General features: G+C 41.2%; 14 protein-coding genes. 8 read left to right on the top strand and 6 right to left on the bottom strand.

What is annotated here, in order from left to right; all coding sequences use genetic code 11:
• Positions 1-586: 586 nt before the first annotated feature.
• From L6773_RS06310 to rsmI, 4 genes are all read right to left on the bottom strand, one after another.
• Positions 587-1222, bottom strand: a complete 636-nt coding sequence (locus L6773_RS06310) for a thioredoxin family protein (protein ID WP_237853020.1) — start codon at positions 1220-1222, stop codon at positions 587-589.
• 45 nt (positions 1223-1267) lie between these two features.
• Complete coding sequence (locus tag L6773_RS06305) at positions 1268-3436, bottom strand: protein-disulfide reductase DsbD family protein (protein ID WP_237853019.1); 2169 nt, start codon at positions 3434-3436, stop codon at positions 1268-1270.
• A 436-nt stretch (positions 3437-3872) separates the two neighbouring features.
• On the bottom strand, positions 3873-5438 hold the full coding sequence (lnt, locus tag L6773_RS06300) for an apolipoprotein N-acyltransferase (protein ID WP_237853018.1): 1566 nt from the start codon (positions 5436-5438) through the stop codon (positions 3873-3875).
• A gap of 8 nt (positions 5439-5446) precedes the next feature.
• Positions 5447-6130 (bottom strand): 16S rRNA (cytidine(1402)-2'-O)-methyltransferase, encoded by a 684-nt coding sequence (gene rsmI / locus L6773_RS06295; RefSeq protein WP_237853017.1) that lies wholly within the window; start codon positions 6128-6130, stop codon positions 5447-5449.
• A 145-nt stretch (positions 6131-6275) separates the two neighbouring features.
• Between rsmI and L6773_RS06290 the strand changes: the two genes are divergently transcribed.
• The 5 genes from L6773_RS06290 to L6773_RS06270 all read left to right on the top strand — a co-directional run bounded on the left by L6773_RS06290 (position 6276) and on the right by L6773_RS06270 (position 11683).
• Entirely contained in the window at positions 6276-7595 is a 1320-nt protein-coding gene (locus tag L6773_RS06290) for a hypothetical protein (RefSeq protein WP_237853016.1), read from the top strand.
• A gap of 211 nt (positions 7596-7806) precedes the next feature.
• Positions 7807-8187 carry a VOC family protein gene (locus tag L6773_RS06285; RefSeq protein ID WP_237853015.1) on the top strand — a complete coding sequence of 127 codons (381 nt, stop codon included), beginning with the start codon at positions 7807-7809 and terminating at the stop codon, positions 8185-8187.
• Positions 8188-8330: 143 nt separating this feature from the next.
• A complete protein-coding gene (locus tag L6773_RS06280; protein WP_237853014.1) occupies positions 8331-8936 on the top strand; it encodes a nucleotide exchange factor GrpE in 606 nt (201 codons plus the stop codon).
• 10 nt (positions 8937-8946) lie between these two features.
• Entirely contained in the window at positions 8947-10110 is a 1164-nt protein-coding gene (dnaJ, locus tag L6773_RS06275) for a molecular chaperone DnaJ (protein ID WP_237853013.1), read from the top strand.
• Between the two features lie 244 nt (positions 10111-10354).
• On the top strand, positions 10355-11683 hold the full coding sequence (locus tag L6773_RS06270; protein WP_237853012.1) for a DNA recombination protein RmuC: 1329 nt from the start codon (positions 10355-10357) through the stop codon (positions 11681-11683).
• Between the two features lie 9 nt (positions 11684-11692).
• On the opposite strand, the gene L6773_RS06265 is transcribed toward L6773_RS06270, so the two are convergent.
• Both L6773_RS06265 and L6773_RS06260 read right to left on the bottom strand, forming a co-directional pair.
• Complete coding sequence (locus tag L6773_RS06265; protein ID WP_237853011.1) at positions 11693-12577, bottom strand: hypothetical protein; 885 nt, start codon at positions 12575-12577, stop codon at positions 11693-11695.
• Positions 12578-12718: 141 nt separating this feature from the next.
• The gene (locus tag L6773_RS06260; RefSeq protein WP_237853010.1) at positions 12719-13414 is read right to left on the bottom strand and encodes an RluA family pseudouridine synthase; all 696 of its coding nucleotides are present in this window, start codon (positions 13412-13414) and stop codon (positions 12719-12721) included.
• Positions 13415-13494: 80 nt separating this feature from the next.
• Between L6773_RS06260 and uvrC the strand changes: the two genes are divergently transcribed.
• The 3 genes from uvrC (at position 13495) to L6773_RS06245 (ending at position 16788) form a co-directional block, all read left to right on the top strand.
• Positions 13495-15336 (top strand): excinuclease ABC subunit UvrC, encoded by a 1842-nt coding sequence (gene uvrC / locus L6773_RS06255; protein WP_237853009.1) that lies wholly within the window; start codon positions 13495-13497, stop codon positions 15334-15336.
• A 217-nt stretch (positions 15337-15553) separates the two neighbouring features.
• Complete coding sequence (locus L6773_RS06250; protein WP_237853008.1) at positions 15554-16189, top strand: RNA polymerase sigma factor; 636 nt, start codon at positions 15554-15556, stop codon at positions 16187-16189.
• Positions 16186-16788, top strand: a complete 603-nt coding sequence (locus L6773_RS06245) for an anti-sigma factor (RefSeq protein WP_237853007.1) — start codon at positions 16186-16188, stop codon at positions 16786-16788. Before L6773_RS06250 ends, L6773_RS06245 begins: the two co-directional genes overlap by 4 nt.
• Positions 16789-16891 lie beyond the last annotated feature (103 nt).

The raw sequence follows: 16891 nt of genomic DNA, 5'->3' as shown, positions 1-16891 counted from the left end.
AAATAAATAAGGCAATAAATGTTAATATATTATATGATCTCATAATATTATGAATAGTTTTATTTACAGGTAAATTGCTTTTTATAAATTCAACTCTATTAAGATTATTGGAATATTTTTTGTTAAAGCGATTAAGGTTATAATTAGCTCTCTTATTTATATGAACCGAAAAAAAGAATTTCCTTACAGAAAAAATTCAAAATTGGAAAAAAGATATATCTAGTATTTACTTGGTATTTTAGTATAAATTAGGTTAAAAAAGTCTAAAGTATTTTAAATCCGCCTTGCAAATGTTTGATTTAGAAAGGCATAGGAATACAATTATTACGGAGTTACTAGAAAAGTCATAGCTGGTTTTGATTGGATAAACACTCCAAAACTGAAAGGATACCAGAACTACAAACATTGAGTAGCTGGTAGGCTGTAAAAATATTTCAAATACTGGGTAGGGGATAAACGCTTGTGTTTACCATAAAAAAAATGCCATTACAGATTGATCCGTAACGGCATTTAAATTCATCGGATGAGTAGTCGGATTAAGAAAATTAAAACTTCTCGACTCATCCGATGAGTCGAGAAATAAAAATTAAGCCCCGTACTTTACGCTACACCCATAAGGAGTCGTACTTTTAGTTTCGACCTCTTCACCGTTCAACAAACTATTCATAGCAGCATCAATGTAGTTGTGAGCCGTTTCAAGTGAACTTGCAGCAGGAGTTGGCTTGTCATCAATTGCGCCGTTGTACCGTACGGTTCCACTTGGATCGATGATAAACATATGTGGGGTTACACGAGCATCATAAGCACGCCCCATCTCTCCTTCAGGATCCAGGAGGATAGTGGTAGGTGAAGCACCCTGCTCTTCGATTGATTGCCGGGCCTCCTCTGCTTCCATATATCCCTGTGTTCCGGGTGCGGAGGAGATGACCGAAAGCCAAACAACGCCCTGGTCTGTGTATTTTTCTTGCAGTTGCTGCATGTTATTTCCGTTGTAATGTTTCTGTATATAAGGGCAGCCGTGGTTTAGCCATTCAAGAATTACATATTGTCCTTCGAAATCGGAGAGGTTGTAGATGGCGCCATCAGCGCCCATTACTTCAAATGAGGGAGCTTGATCACCGACTGTTGCATCTGTTTTTGTTTTATCATCAGATTCACCGGTCAAATTAACGACCATTGTAGCTGCGAAGATCAATGAAAATAGTAATATTAACTTCTTCATGATTCAAGCGGTTGATTGTAAGTTGAAGGTTAGATTCGAATGGAGTTAAGAATCTTTCATTGAAAGGGATTGATTGTCCTGCGGTAAATCATCAAGTGCGTCCATTACAATGCCGGGTGTGAGAAGCTCTGGTAAAATCATCGGCTCCTCAAGATCTTCATTGTAGATTACGTAGAGGGGAACACCATTTCTTCCAAAGGATTCGAGTGCACGGGTAATTTCCGGGTTTCGGTTTGTCCAATCGGCTTTCATCATCACAAAATCGAGATCTCTGAACTTCTCTTTAACATCTTCAGAACTAAACACCACACGTTCATTTGCCTTGCAAGTGATACACCAGGCAGCTGTGAAATCAAGAAATACATTTCTGTTTTCAGCCAAATGTTGTTCCAATTTGGCTTCTGTATATGACTGCCATTCAATTCCATATTGGTCTGTCTGAGCGGAAGTTGTTCCGGACGTTTGCTGTTTTGTATTCGAGGAAGCGGAGATAAAAAATCCACCCGTTACTAAAAGAATGACAAAAGCGCGACTTACAATCCTGGATACATTTGATATTTGGGTTGCCTTCCATCGGTTCAAAATCCAAATTCCCATACTCAAAAGAAGCAGGCCGATCAGTAGATTGGTGAGTCCGTCAATACCCACCTGCTGACCAAATACCCAAGCTAGCCAAATTGCTGTAGCGAACAGGGGAAAAGCCATAAATTGTTTGAATGTTTCCATCCATGCACCCGGTTTAGGGAGCTTCTTCATTAAGGCAGGAAATGAGGAAAGTAAGATGTAGGGGGCGGCCATTCCGAATCCAAGAACGGCGAATACCAGCAATGCTGACAAAGCGGGCATAGTGATTGCTGCACCAAGAGCGGTTCCCATAAATGGAGCTGTACATGGTGTGGCAAGTACAGTTGCGAGCACACCACTAAAGAAAGATCCTTTTAATCCTTCGCCGGTTTGAGCGCTACCGGCCACATTCATTAGTGAGTTTCCTATCTCAAAGACGCCCATGAGATTTAGGCCAAGGCCGAACATTAAGAAGGTCAAAAATGCAATAAAGGGTGGTGATTGTAATTGAAATCCCCACCCAAGTTCTTGTCCACCTGCTCGAAGCAATAGTAATGATCCTGCAAGAATTAAAAAGGAAACAAGAACACCGGCTCCAAATACCCAACCGTGAATTTTCGCTTTCTTAGGATTATCCCCGGAAACCTGCAAAAAGTTCATCACTTTAATCGAGAGAATGGGGAAAACACACGGCATGAGATTCAAAATCATCCCGCCAAGGAAGGCAAAACCGAGAATTAGTAAAAACGACTGTGAAAGGACCGGATCAGTAGCTGTTGAAGCAATGGATTCCTCTCCGCCAAGATTAATATCTACGGTCATTGCTTTGGTTCGGCCGCTTTCATCCCAACCCTCTTCATTGTATACAAGTCCCCAGACACGATTTACTGCATCGGGTTTATACACCGATTTTTGCAGTTTCATTGTCAAAGTGTCGTTCTCAACGGTGTAGGGCTGATCGGCACCATTTTCAATTTCACCTTTTTCGTTGGAAAAGTATATCACGTTTTCATACTGAGGCAATTCAAATGCGTCTGTAGTCAATTTCAGAGTGATAGTATCTCCATTCACCTCAGCAAAAGATTCCCAGAAATCGAGATCGGCAGGAAGTTTTTCACGCATTTGTGAGAAGAGCGTAAGATGCTCTTCATTAAATGTTGGTTCCTCTGCAACATCCAGAGTAAGTTCGAGATCGGCATTTTCAGGAATACAGACCATCTCACATATCAACCAATCTGCAGCAACCTGTAAGGTTGTTTTATCTCCCGGGTCCAGACCTTCTGGGGCCGTGGCTTCCATCATGTAGAGCATACTGTCTTCATAGGCATAACTGGTAAGGCCACCGGGTGCGTCTTTCCACTGGGGGTACGGCCATTTTATATCAGAAATGTTGAAATCTTCCTCATGCGTCCACTCTACAGTTAGTGGCATACCGGAATCAGCGGGATTTCGGTAGTAGACATACCAACCTTCTTGGATATCCATCTCAATTCCTATCCAAAACGTTTCTCCCGGAACAATCGCTGACTGTTCAGAGATCAGTTTTACCTCGGCATGATCCGTTTTTACTTGGTAGGCTTCGGACTGCTGAATTCCAGTAAAAAGCGAGATGAAAAGCAGAAGTAGTAAAAATCCCAATTTATTTTTCATAAAGATTTGATCCGTTTTGTCACGTAACTGTTGGAATATTAAAATCGTGCCTCTAGTTACAACTAAAAACAATTTTTTACATCAACCGTTCGTGTCGGGAGGTTAACAAAAGTGTAACATCCAGTAATTTAACCAGAAATTACTACATCTTTTGATACACCTTCAAAAATTCTTGTTTAATTTTAGAATCAATTCTAATGTAAATTTGAAGATTTGTGTTGTATTGAATAAAAATTACTGTTGAGCGCGTTTACCGGTTAGAGCTCTATCCCCGCCACTCTTCAAGGAGGCTCAAATCAAGCAACCTTCAAGAGTACGCAGCGGAGCGAAGTTCCTATAAGGGTTGTGGGCACCTCGGTTATTCACATTATTGAGTGGTAAAAACTCTATCCCCGCCACTTGAAGGATCTTCACTGGTAAACGCGTTACAGTTGAATTATTCCCGTAACCGTACACCAATCAACCCTAAAACGAATGAGATCAAGGAGAAGTATCCAAGCCAGTCCCCAAATTTGTTGTAAAATGTTTGATGGTTGGAGTTGTAAATCGTGAAGCTGAATGCATCTTCAGTCCAATATTCAGTCTGTAATTGAACTTTTCCATCCGGAGAGATGATGCCTGATATTCCATTGTTAGCTGAGCGGGCTATCCACATGCGTTGTTCAATGGCCCGGAGGCGTGCATAAGCAAAATGCTGAACATGACCGGCAGAATCACCCCACCATCCATCATTTGTGATAATTGTTAGAAATCCCGCTCCTTCTTGAGCAAATTGGTTCACCCAACCCGGGAAAACCGAATCATAACAGATGAGAGCAGGCGTTTGATTTTCATTTACAGGAAAAAGGGTCGGCTCCTGACCCAATCCATATCCTGCCAGTGTTGCCCAGTCCACCCATTTAAACAGATCGAGACGCTGAAAGTAGGTCACAAACGGAAATCGCTCTACGATTGGAACCAAACGTCCTTTCCGATAGATTTTTGTGGGTTGATTCGGCTTTAGATGGAGAGCTGCATTATAGATGTTATAGAAAGATCCACCGGTTGATTCACGAACTATTTCAGGTTTTTCGTCACTCTCCTCGTAAATTTCAATCAATCCAAGTCCTGTAATTAAGCTCGTATTCCAGGCCTGCAGGGAATCTTTTATCACATCAAACTGGGGACTTGTAACTCTCAACGAAGAATCAACAGCATTTTCCGGCCAGATAATCACATCTGTTTCCTCTGTTTTGGCTTCGTTCGAAAGTCGAAGAAGTTTATTAAGCAGGGCATCAAGCGAGGCTTCTCCTCCATATCGCTGGTATGAATCGGAATTGGGTTGAACGATTGTAACCTCAATCTTTTCTTCATCTGCGTATTCCATCGTCAATAATGATAACATGGAGAATAGAGGAAAGAGTAAAAGTACAGAAACGGATGTAATGAGCAGTTTTCGATTGTTTGATTTGATATACGTATAAAAAAGTGCTGACGTGAAAACTACCCAAAATGAAATGCCCAACACACCCGTGTATGAGATATATTGTATCACACCGGTCAGGTTAGACCAGGCATTACCCAGTGTAAGCCATGGCCAGGAGAGATCCCAATTGTGATGCAGAAACTCATATCCAACCCAGGTTGCAGCAGCTATAAACGACGATAGGATCGGATTCAGATTACTGTTTTGGAAGCGTCGTATTAGCAAAAGGGGAATCAGCATCAGTGCGGCATTGGCTAAAATTGCGGCAATACCGCCGGCTATGGTCGCCATCATCAACCAATATGTAGTGAGGAGGTTCCACAGTACAAATGACGGATAAGCATAGAGAATAACCTCACGTTTCGTTTCAGAAATTGAAGCGATTCTGAAAAGACAGAGAAATGCCGGAATTTGAAGAATAGCTGCGTTAAATGGAGGAAATGAAAGAGACAACAGTACAGAAGCACTTATTGAAAGTACCCAGGGACGATCCCAAATTCTCGTATTTTGATTGAACTCTTCTGAAAGTTGATTCATCTGAATGATTATTCTTCGTAATCTTTTCCGGCTATAATGATTACAAACTCGCCTTTTATGCTTGACTTGGCATTCCAACGCTCCACAATTTCAGAAAGTTGTCCGCGGTCGATCTCTTCAAATTTTTTGGTGATTTCACGAGCTACACAAACCCACCGTGAACCTTTACAAAATTCAGCCAATCCGTTTATTAACTTTACGACCCGGTACGGACTTTCATAAAGCACTGTGGTGATCTCCGCATCGGCGATCTCTTTTATTTTCGTTTGGCGTCCTTTTTTCTGCGGGAGAAATCCTTCAAACAGAAATCGGTCGCTTGGCAATCCACTTGCAGCAATCGCCGCGGTTAAAGCGCTCGGCCCGGGAATAGGAGAGACGGTATGACCATTTTGATGGGCAGCACGAACGGCAAGAAACCCCGGATCGGAAATACCCGGCATTCCGGCATCACTGATCAGAGCTACATCTTTTTCCTGGTTTAGAAGATCAACCAAAAACTCAACTTTTTGATGCTCGTTATGCTGATGAAACGAAAATGTTGGTTTATCGATTTCATAGTGCTGAAGTAAAACACCTGATGTCCGAGTATCTTCGCATCCGATGTGATCGACCTGCTGAAGAATTTCTACGGCTCTTGAGCTGAAATCTCCGAGATTTCCAATGGGAGTGGCAACAATAAAAAGGGTAGACAAAAGAATTAGGGTTTGTTTACTAATTTTAACAACTGGCAAAATCCTGCGGCTAAAATCTACAAGAAAAAACCGTTATGTTACACTTTTATATTGATAAACAGATAAACAAATATGCTAATCTTGATTCCAAACGGACAAGTAACTTATGAAGATATCTTTACTGGCCAGAAAGTATGCACTTGCCTTTATCCTTGTCCTTGAGGTCTCATTATTATTAACAATTAGCATTTCTGTCTTTGCTCAGTCCTCATCAGGCACTACAGAAGAGAACACTAACACGCCTGGCAGCCTGAATTCTTTACCCTCACTTTTTATTGACTGCTCTTTTTGTGACGATGCCCATATTCGCCAGGAGATTACATTTGTTAATTATGTTCGAGACCCCGAGCAGGCAAATATACATCTGTTTATGACCCGTACTAGGCTCAGCAGAGGAGGCGCAGAATATGAAATATCATTTATTGGACTTAAACGCTTTGCAGATTTAAGTATTGAACTCAGTTACACGGCAGACCGAGACGAAACCTGGAGTGAAACAAGGGATTCATTGAATAACATCATTCGTTCTGCTCTAATGCCCTACCTGTCGCAAACACCGCTACTTAATGCCATAACTTACGAAGTGGATACGGACGTAAGCGGTGTGACCTCCGCTTCACCAGAAGATGATCCATGGGATTTTTGGGTCTTTGAAGCCTATGTAGGATCGATTGAACTGGAGCTGGAATCAAACCAGAAGGTGTTCGATTCACGTTGGGGAATTTTTGCCGACAGGATTACGAATAACTGGAAACTTCGGTTCAGACCCTATTTTAACTACGATTATGTTGAGATTGAGCAGGAAGGTGAAAAAAATGTTGTCAGTACTGTAGAACGACATGGAATTGACAGCTATGCAATTAAGAGTATCGACCGTCACTGGTCGGTGGGCCTTTTTGCCACCTACTTAACCCGTAATGATCTGAATACCAGAAATAGGATTGAGGTAAATCCTGGAGTTGAGTACAGTTTTTTACCTTATTCGGTAGCAACACGCCGTGCGGTTACACTACGTTATCTTATTGGTTACACCTGGTATGATTATTTTGACCGGACGATCTTTGGAAAAACTGAACAACATCTCTTAAACCATCAGCTGCAAGGATCTGTGGATATTCAACAGCCGTGGGGTTCGGTTGCGGGGGGCATAGTTGGTTCTCACTATCTTCATGATATTGATTTGCGCAGAATTGAATTTTTTGGAAGTGTATCTGTGAGGCTTGTCGAAGGATTATCACTCCGAATCTCATCTGGACTGGAAATGATTCAGGATCAGCTTACCCTACGAGCAGGAGATACATCAATCGAAGATATTTTGCTTCGACGAAGAGAATTGGCCACTGATTTTGAATTTTCAGGCTCTGTTGCTGTTACTTATACGTTCGGATCAGATTTTGCCAACATAGTTAATACCCGATTTTTTTAGAACAGGCTTAATCAGGCAGATCCTGAGCGAATATTTACATTGAAGGTGTTTCAAATTCTTGAAAAGCACACTCTCTTTGTAAACTCATTGAATATCAGCGATTGCATATTTTACGTGAAGAAGTGAGAAGACATTCCAAATTGAAACAATAAATGTGTTATTTTGGTTAAGCATTACTGGAATATTCATAACTAACATTTAAGAAAAACATATGGATTTTAAACCATCTGGAATTAATCATATTACGATCAGGGTAAATGAAATAGAGCGCTCTGAAGAATTTTACGGAGAAGTACTTGGCTTTGAGCTCATTCGAAAAATGGGACAGAGTATGGCTGTTTATAAAATTGGAGAGGAAGACACGCTTGTTATTGTAGAAGCTGAAACCAGCTACGATCCGAATTCAAGAGATTTTAGGGTCGATCACTTCGGATTTTACCTGGACTCAGACGAGGAAGTAGATGAAATGGCTTCCTATCTACGTGATAATGAAGTTACAATCTTAAGTGGTCCGGCAAATCGCAAAAAGGGGCGGTTTGTTTTTGCTTCTGACCCGGATGGAAATCTTATCGAGTTTTTCCACGAAGAATAGAGGTGCCTTGAGCGAAAGATTGTCACACCATTGATCGATATAATCTTGTGGCATGCTATTTGCTGCAATAATGATCTGGATGCAAGGGAAAAGTTTCCCTTGATCGCCATATATAGAAACTGTAAAGATTTTAGACACAAGTAATGAGTTTAGAGACGGAAAAAAATATAGAAGAAGGACAGACTGAAATGGCTGAAAAACCCGAACAAGTAACTGAAGAAATGTCGGATGAAGTTGAGGGCGTACTTCCTGAACAAGATTTTGACGATACCGATGAATTGATTGTAGAACAGCAAAAGCGTATTCAAGAACTCGAGGAAGAGTTGAATAAGGTGAAGGATTCTCAACTTCGCAAAGCTGCCGAAATGGAAAACATGCGTAAACGAATGCGGCGCGAAAGAGAGCAAATTTTCCAGACTGCTCGCGAGGCTGCACTTGAAGCATTTCTACCCATCAATGATGATCTGGTGAGAACTCTCCAGGCTATGAAAGAAAATGAAGCTGATTCATCGTATGTAGATGGTGTTCAGCTCATCGCAAATAAGTTTGAAGATGTCTTGGAGAAACACAATGTAAAGCGGATTGATGAAACAGGTGTGCCATTTGATGTGGACCTTCATGATGCGATGCTTCGTCAAAAACCGGATGATGATTCTATTGAGAGTGGTACAGTCTTACAGGTTCTGGAGAACGGCTATCGGATAGGGGACAAGACGTTACGACACGCTAAAGTAATTGTAAGCGAATAAAAACGAATTTATGTCAAAACGCGACTACTACGAAGTCTTAGGTGTAGATAAGAACGCCAGCGAACAAGAGCTGAAGAAAGCCTATCGAAAACTGGCCATGAAATATCACCCCGACCGCAATAAAGGTGATGAAGAGGCCGAAAAGAAGTTTAAAGAGGCATCTGAAGCATACGATGTACTCCGTGATTCGGAAAAACGAAAGCGGTATGATCAATTTGGCCATTCCGGAATGAATGGCGGTGGATTTGGAGGCGCATCCGATTTCGGTGGAGCGAATTTTGAAGATATTTTCAGCCATTTCAGTGATATTTTTGGCAGTGATATTTTTGGAGGAGCCGGAGGGTCTCGAGGCCAAAGCCGCAGGCGCCGGGGAACCGGACGTCCGGGGTCTGACATGAAGCTGAGCGTTTCCCTTACACTCGAAGAGATTGCCGAGGGTGTGGAAAAAACGCTGAAAGTGAAGAAGCATATTAAGTGTGATTCCTGTAACGGGACCGGTGCAGAAACCGAATCTGACTTTGAGACATGCCCGAAATGTAATGGGGTTGGAGAAATCAGGCAGGTATCGCGAACCATGTTTGGCCAGTTTGTAAATGTGCAGCCGTGCCCAACCTGCCAGGGTGAAGGAAAAATCATCAAAAATAAATGCAATAAGTGTAGCGGCCAGGGACGGTATAAGAGCAAAGAAAAGATGAAGGTGAATATTCCTTCCGGCGTTGCAAAAGGAAATTATATTACACTTCGGCGACAGGGAAATGCCGGAATTCGCGGCGGAGAGCCTGGTGACCTGATCGTACTTATTGAAGAGAAAGAGCATGAACATTTTGAGCGTGACGGAAATAATATCTATTACGATCTAATGATCAGTATTCCTGACGCAATACTTGGAACAGAAGTAGAAGTGCCTACACTGAAGGGTAAAGCCAAAGTGAAGATTGAACCGGGAACTCAACCCGGAAAACTCCTCCGTATGAAAGAGCGCGGTATCCAAGGGCTCAATAATTCAGGTACGGGAGATCAATTCATCAAACTAAAGGTATATATACCTAAAGATCTCACGGATGAGGAGAAAAAACATATTGAGGCGATACGTGGTGAAAGTCATTTCGACCCTAAAAGTGCAGAGGAACGTGAGAAAGGATTCTTTTCAAAGATAAAAGACGTCTTTCAATAAAATTTCGCAGAGTGACCTAGATTGAAGATGGCGCAAACTTCCAAGTTTGTGCCCTTTTGGTCACGAGCGAGACGCTCGCGCCATTATTCGTTCTATCTTTCCGTATCTCCAGCTTCGTGAACGGATGCCGGAAGCACCGCTTCTCGCGCAAATATTTTTCCCGCTAATCAGCTTATTGTAGGAGGGTGACAGAAATTGTCACTCCTGTGTTGTATGTTCAGTAAAAACGAATCAATCGGTATTCATGGATATTGCTGTAATACTTAGTGGACTTATATTTTTTGTGATTGGTTTTGCACTGGCCTATTTCATCGGAAAATCAAAACAGAGCAGGCTTGAGGAGCGAAATGAGAATTTGGCTGAAACAACTGAGCAGGCTGAGTCGAGACTCTCGACTGAAATGGATAAGGCCGAAGCGAAACTATCGGCAGAAACAGCTCGTGCCAATCAAGCCGAAAAAGAGCTTACCAAATTACAGGCTGAATTTTCCCATCTTGAGGAGAAGTTGTCCGAGCAAAAAGGTCAGTTGGAAGAACTCCAGGAACAGTTCAGAACTGAGTTTAAAAACCTGGCGAATGAGATTCTTGAAGAAAAGTCTAAGAAATTCACTGAGCAGAATAAAGAGAAGCTCGATCAGATATTAAAGCCTTTGGGTGAGAAAATTTCTGAATTTAAAAAACAAGTTGAGGAGACTCACAAGGAAGATCTGAAGGGAAGAAGTGCTCTGGACCAGCATTTAAAGATGCTGCAGGAGATGAACCAGAAGATGAGCGAGGAAGCCAAAAATCTCACCAAAGCTCTGAAGGGGGACACTAAAAAACAGGGGAATTGGGGCGAGGTAATACTTCAACGAATACTCGAAAAATCAGGCTTGAGAAAAGGGTCTGAGTATGAAACTCAGCAAAGCACTACGATGGATGACGGCCGTCGCCTCCAACCCGATGTGATTGTTAAACTACCGGATGAGAAACGACTTATCATCGATTCTAAAGTATCTTTGACTGCCTATGAAAAGTACTCCTCTACGGATGATTTAGATGAACAGACGAGATATTTGAAACAGCATATCCAATCACTCCGGGGGCATGTCAAAAATTTGAATACAAAGAACTACGAACAGATTCATGGATTCAACAGCCCTGATTTTGTTCTACTCTTTATCCCGATTGAGCCGGCGTTTGGGCTAGCGATGCAGAATGATCCTGATCTCTACAATGAAGCGTTCGAAAAAAATATTATTATTGTTAGCCCGACTACTTTATTGGCAACTCTTGCTACCATCGAAAACGTTTGGAAGCAGGAATATCAAAACAGGAATGCGATGGAGATTGCTAAGAGAGGCGGGTTACTCTATGATAAGTTTGTAGGATTTGTCGATAATCTAGAAGATGTCGGTAAGCGAATTCGCCAGACGAGTGATTCTTATGAATCTGCCATGAAACAACTATCGACCGGTGCCGGAAATCTTGTAGGCCAGGCCGAAAAATTAAGAGAACTCGGTGCAAATGCATCTAAAAATTTACCGGGAGATCTGACTGAAAGAGCATTAGAAGAAAAAGATGACCGGGATTGAGAACTTTTCCTACCTCGAGGAAGTATTCAGCGGCCCGACCAATGAAGCAAGAGCATAACCATCATGGTTTGATATCGCTGTGTACCAATCATCATCCCAATGCCATGAAACAACGTGGTAACCGTCAATCTCGGCAACGTAAAAATCTTCTGATTTTTGGCATGATTGAACCGCATTTTCGTCTCTCTTCAGAATAGAATGTTCTTCAACTTGTGTTAGATCAAATGCAAAAACATAAATTGTTTCACCGATTTCAGGTTGAATGTATTCGAGCATTGGAGTATTAAACTCTTCGATAAAGTCAGCAAATACAATACCGGCAAACTCCGCACCCTCTATTTCAGGGATGGTTAGATCAATTCCATGTTCACTGGAAAGATATGTTTCAGCTTCTGAGACGGAGGATGATGAGTAGTGCGGTTCAATCATGGAACCGGAGGACTTTACAAAATGCTCAGCAGCCATCTGCTCCACGATTATTTCATTTGCTGACGTCTGCATATCAGTATTCTCAAGTACTTGGAGAGTAATCAAAGAGAAAATCAAAACAACAGCCGCAGCAGACAGATATCGAAAAATTTTACCGGACGTACCTGTAAAAACTGAAGATAATACAGATTGGTCTGAGGCTGAAGTTTCACACTCTTGATCTAAAAGTTGCTCTTTTTCACTGTTAAGAGCATTTAAAATTCGATTTCGAAGATATTCCGGGCACTCTTTTGATAATTTATCTGTAAGTGCCATTTTTAATTCAAGTACCTGTTGATACTCTTTTTCGATATCGGGATGATCTTTGATAAACTCAAAAAATGCTTTCTTTTCTGCTTCACTGGCTTCACCATCTGCAACAGCATGCAGCAGGATGAGTGCTTGTTTTCGATCTAAATTTTCCATAGTTCAGTGATACTTATTGCTTCGTAATCCGACCCGATTCCAGTGTTTTGTCAATCTATTATTGTCGAACAAAGTGAGATAACCAATCATTCAATTTTTTTAGAATGAAACAATAAGTTTAGTTTATCAATAATCAATAGTTTATGCACTGTTGGAATTATTAAAAAAATCCCACGGAAAGCCATTGGGTAATTTCGTGCGTACTGACAACTCTTTCTTCATTGTGGGATGAGAAAATGTTAACTCAGAAGCGTGGAGAGACAACTTTGCCGAATGCTTTGATCCATATTTTTGATCCCCGTAAATTGGATAACCTTGATGTGCAAGCTGGACCCGTATTTGGTGCGGCCTGCCTGTAATAAGGGTTACATTTAACAGAGATAGTCGATTTTCCACCTCTTCTCTTTGGTAAATCAATTCAGCTTTTTTGGCTTCTTTGTTTTTTGATGATACAACCGATACGGTATTGGTTTTTTTATTCTTAAGAAGATAATCCTGTAACATTCCATTTTGAGGCGAAATACCTTCAACCACAGCATAATAACTTTTTTTGATGGATCGGTTTCGAATCTGTTCACTCAACCTGGATGCAGCTTTTGATGTTTTTGCAAACAGCATGACTCCGCTTACGGGCCTGTCGAGCCGGTGGAGCAGACCCAAAAATACATTCCCTTTTTTGTCGTATTCCCGCTTCAAATATTTTTTACACAAGGTTAACAGATCGGGTGCGCCTGTATTATCTTCCTGCGAAAGTAATCCCGCCGGTTTATTGACGGCGAGTAAGTGGTTATCTTCAAAAAGAATCTCGATATCGGGATTGGTACCGGTGGTTTTCATGTCATCAGTTATTTATCATTGCAATATTGTTTTAAGATAACGGTTAGTTTGATCTGCTGTAACTATTTCAAAAGGAATTCATGTCGATAACGCTCGAAGAAAAAATTGCTCATCTGCCGACGAGTCCCGGTGTTTACCAGTTTAAAGACGACCGGGGGAACCATCTGTATGTTGGAAAAGCCAAACGATTAAGACATCGAGTTCGATCCTATTTCCAGGATTCAAGCAATCACGATGGACGAATTCGTGTGATGGTGAGAAAAATTGAAGATGTTGAAGTCATTGTGACGGATTCGGAGGCGGAAGCGCTAATTCTCGAGAATACCTTGATTAAACGACACCAGCCACGATATAACATCATGTATCGGGATGATAAATCTTATCCGTATATCTGCATAACGAATAATGAGAGACCCCGGGTTTTTCCCACACGAACGGTGATTAAAGATGGGAGTAAATACTTTGGCCCATATGATCATGTTGGGCATATGAGGCGAATGCTTGAGACGATTCGTAAAACGTTTGATCTCTGTACATGTGCTGTTTCACCAAAGCTTATCGACAAGTCAAAAGGTATGCCAAAGTGGCATTCGTGTTTTGATGATTACCTCGAAAACTGTTCCGGGGACTGGGAGTTGGAGCGATATCAAACTGCTATGAATAAAGTAGAAAGACTTCTTTCCGGGAGAACTGAAAAGTTGATGAGAGAGATCAAAGAGGAGATGTCGATTGCATCGGATGCCCTGGAGTTTGAAGATGCCGCACGGCTTCGGGATAGTCTGCATGCTCTACAGAAATACAATAAAAAAATGAAGATCGTAGATAACAAGAATGTCAATCGAGATCTCTTTGCGATTGAAGTGGATGAAGAGCTTATGGAAGCATGTGGTGTCCTTTTTAAAATTCGTGAAGGCAAATTGATTGGAAAATTCCACAGATTTCTAAAAAATATAGAGGGGATTGAACGCGGAGACATGTTGCAGTCTTTTGCCGAAGATTATTATACGGGACAGTTTGCCGGCGAAATACCTGATGAAGTATATTTGAGTGATGAAATCGAGGATATTGAACCGCTAAGTCAATATTTGTGGGAGCAACACGGTAAAAAAGTTCCAATGAGAGTTCCCAAAATAGGAGAGAAAAGGCAATTTATTGAGATGGCAATCTCCAACGCAAAGTTGAAACTGGGAGAACGAAAGCTTGAGAAAGAGAAAGCAGAGCGCAGTCGAATTCCGCAAGCCGTTAAAGATTTAAAAGAGTCGCTTCGACTCGAAAGGCTCCCCAGAAGGATTGAGTGTTTTGATAACTCGAATATACAGGGGTCAGATCCGGTTGCAGCAATGGTTTGTTTTGTAGATGCAAAACCCAGGAAGAGCGAGTACAAGCGGTTTAACATAAAAACTGTTGAAGGTGCGGATGATTATGCATCTATGAAAGAGATTGTAATGCGAAGATACTTACGTGTTAAAAAAGAGAAACAGCAACCCCCTGATTTGATTTTAATAGATGGTGGAAAAGGTCAGCTGAATGCCGCAGTTGAAGCTTTACAGGAGATCGGTTTTTTGGACCACGTTGAAATAGCTGGATTGGCAAAACGTTTGGAAGAGATTTATGTGCCCGGAAAAGCTGACCCGGTAATGATTCCTAAAAAATCACCCGCTTTAAAATTACTGCAATCAGCCAGGGATGAAGCTCATAGGTTTGCAATCACTTTTCATCGCCAAAAAAGAGGGAAACGTACCGTCAAAACAGAATTGACAGAAATTGAAGGAATTGGAGAAAAGAGAGCACAGGAGCTGTTAAAGCATTTTGGTTCAGTCAAAAAGATAAAAGAGAGCAATCTTGAAACTCTGCAGGATTTTCTTGGTAAGAAGACTGGTGAATCTGTATATCAACATTTTAATGTGTTAGAAAAAGAGTAATCATTTAACATGAAAATGTTATAGATAAGTACCTATATGTACTGTAATATTAAATATACACTAGTGAGTTTGACATGAAAGATCGTCAATGAACTGGGTATTGGCACGTTTTGTGTTGTATTACAAACAAACAGAAATGATTTCATTAAGCAAGTGAATGGCGCATTCTGCAATATTGTTTCTTTAATGAAGTAACACTATTATAGATCCGAGAATTATGAGACTGAATAACTCAGACCACATACCGAAAAATTACGAACAGATGAAAGATCGCGAATTGGTACATCTGTTCAGAGAAAATGATGATCAACTTGCTTTTAAAGAGTTGATGAATCGTCACCAGGCGAAGGTGTATTCGTACATTTTCAGTATGATACAAAATCGTGAAACGGCGAACGATATCTTCCAGGAAACATTCACGAAGGTGATCACCAAGATGGATGATACCTATAATGAGCAGGGAAAGTGGATCGCCTGGGTTATGAGAATTGCTCATAATGCAACAATTGATCACATCAGAAAACAAAAACGATTTGTAGACGTTACATCCTCGTATGACAAAGAGTCAAAAACAGACTTTTACGATAGATTACCGGACGAGGACTCTATGGCTCAGGATGAAAAACTTGAGCTTGATGAATCGACGTCAAGTTTATTGAAGCATATATCGAATTTGCCTGAAGAACAACGGACGGTAGTGATGTTGCGTCACTACTATGAAATGCCGTTTAAAGAGATCGCAGAATTAACGGATGTATCAATCAATACGGCACTGGGCAGAATGAGATATGCTTTGATCAATCTTCGTAAAATGTTCGACGAGGAACGTGAGAAGGAATCAAATAGTGTATGAGTACCAAGGAAAATAGAAGTATAGCTTACATATACAATGAAATGGATCCCTCTGAAAAACTGGAATTTGAGAGGGATCTTAAAAATGACAGTGACCTTTTGATTGAGGTTGAGTCTTTAAAAAAAATTTCCAAAGATCTAAATCAACTTGAGCCAATCAGCCCGCCAGCTCATGTTGTAGATGCTGTTTTCAATTCAGCAAAAAACAACAGCCAAGAATCCGGTAATCCCTATTGGAAGCCAATTTTCTACTCGGCTGCTGCAATCCTTTTGGTTGGTATCACCTCCGGTATATTCCTTTTAGAGGATCCAACGGGTCAAAATGATAATAATCAGGAAGCAGAATCAGCGTCTGTAGCGACGGGTGCACAGCTTTTTTCAGAACCGGCTAATTCGCCCAATCCATCTGAGGAAAGGGAAAGACTTGAACCTTGGGTAGACAACAATGAAGTGTTCTATTTCCAGGGGCAAACGGCTTCAGATAACTCGCTGGTGTCAGACTCAATCAGGAATGAAAGTTTGAAGAAGTTGACTCCTGTAAATCCAGCCGGTCAACAAATGGGCCGGAGGCAACTTCAGTTGACGGGTAGCAGAAATTGACCCGGCCTAAGAATCTCTGATTCTCAAATACTGATTAATTACTATTTATCAATCACTTAGAGATAATCAGCAATAAGTTTTCCACTTTAAAATGTGAATAACT

This window comes from Rhodohalobacter sulfatireducens, assembly GCF_022012475.1.
Lineage (GTDB): Bacteria > Bacteroidota > Rhodothermia > Balneolales > Balneolaceae > Rhodohalobacter > Rhodohalobacter sulfatireducens.
The sequence above is the reverse complement of the archived record's forward strand: the minus strand, read 5'-3'. Positions and strand labels throughout refer to the sequence as shown.

Bases quoted from the DNA above. Each gene is read 5' to 3' on its own strand.
- L6773_RS06310 (WP_237853020.1), bottom strand. From the start codon at position 1,222: ATGAAGAAGTTAATATTACTATTTTCATTGATCTTCGCAGCTACAATG.
- L6773_RS06305 (WP_237853019.1), bottom strand. From the start codon at position 3,436: ATGAAAAATAAATTGGGATTTTTACTACTTCTGCTTTTCATCTCGCTT.
- lnt (WP_237853018.1), bottom strand. From the start codon at position 5,438: ATGAATCAACTTTCAGAAGAGTTCAATCAAAATACGAGAATTTGGGAT.
- L6773_RS06290 (WP_237853016.1), top strand. From the start codon at position 6,276: ATGAAGATATCTTTACTGGCCAGAAAGTATGCACTTGCCTTTATCCTT.
- L6773_RS06285 (WP_237853015.1), top strand. From the start codon at position 7,807: ATGGATTTTAAACCATCTGGAATTAATCATATTACGATCAGGGTAAAT.
- L6773_RS06280 (WP_237853014.1), top strand. From the start codon at position 8,331: ATGAGTTTAGAGACGGAAAAAAATATAGAAGAAGGACAGACTGAAATG.
- dnaJ (WP_237853013.1), top strand. From the start codon at position 8,947: ATGTCAAAACGCGACTACTACGAAGTCTTAGGTGTAGATAAGAACGCC.
- L6773_RS06270 (WP_237853012.1), top strand. From the start codon at position 10,355: ATGGATATTGCTGTAATACTTAGTGGACTTATATTTTTTGTGATTGGT.
- L6773_RS06265 (WP_237853011.1), bottom strand. From the start codon at position 12,577: ATGGAAAATTTAGATCGAAAACAAGCACTCATCCTGCTGCATGCTGTT.
- L6773_RS06260 (WP_237853010.1), bottom strand. From the start codon at position 13,414: ATGAAAACCACCGGTACCAATCCCGATATCGAGATTCTTTTTGAAGAT.
- uvrC (WP_237853009.1), top strand. From the start codon at position 13,495: ATGTCGATAACGCTCGAAGAAAAAATTGCTCATCTGCCGACGAGTCCC.
- L6773_RS06250 (WP_237853008.1), top strand. From the start codon at position 15,554: ATGAGACTGAATAACTCAGACCACATACCGAAAAATTACGAACAGATG.
- L6773_RS06245 (WP_237853007.1), top strand. From the start codon at position 16,186: ATGAGTACCAAGGAAAATAGAAGTATAGCTTACATATACAATGAAATG.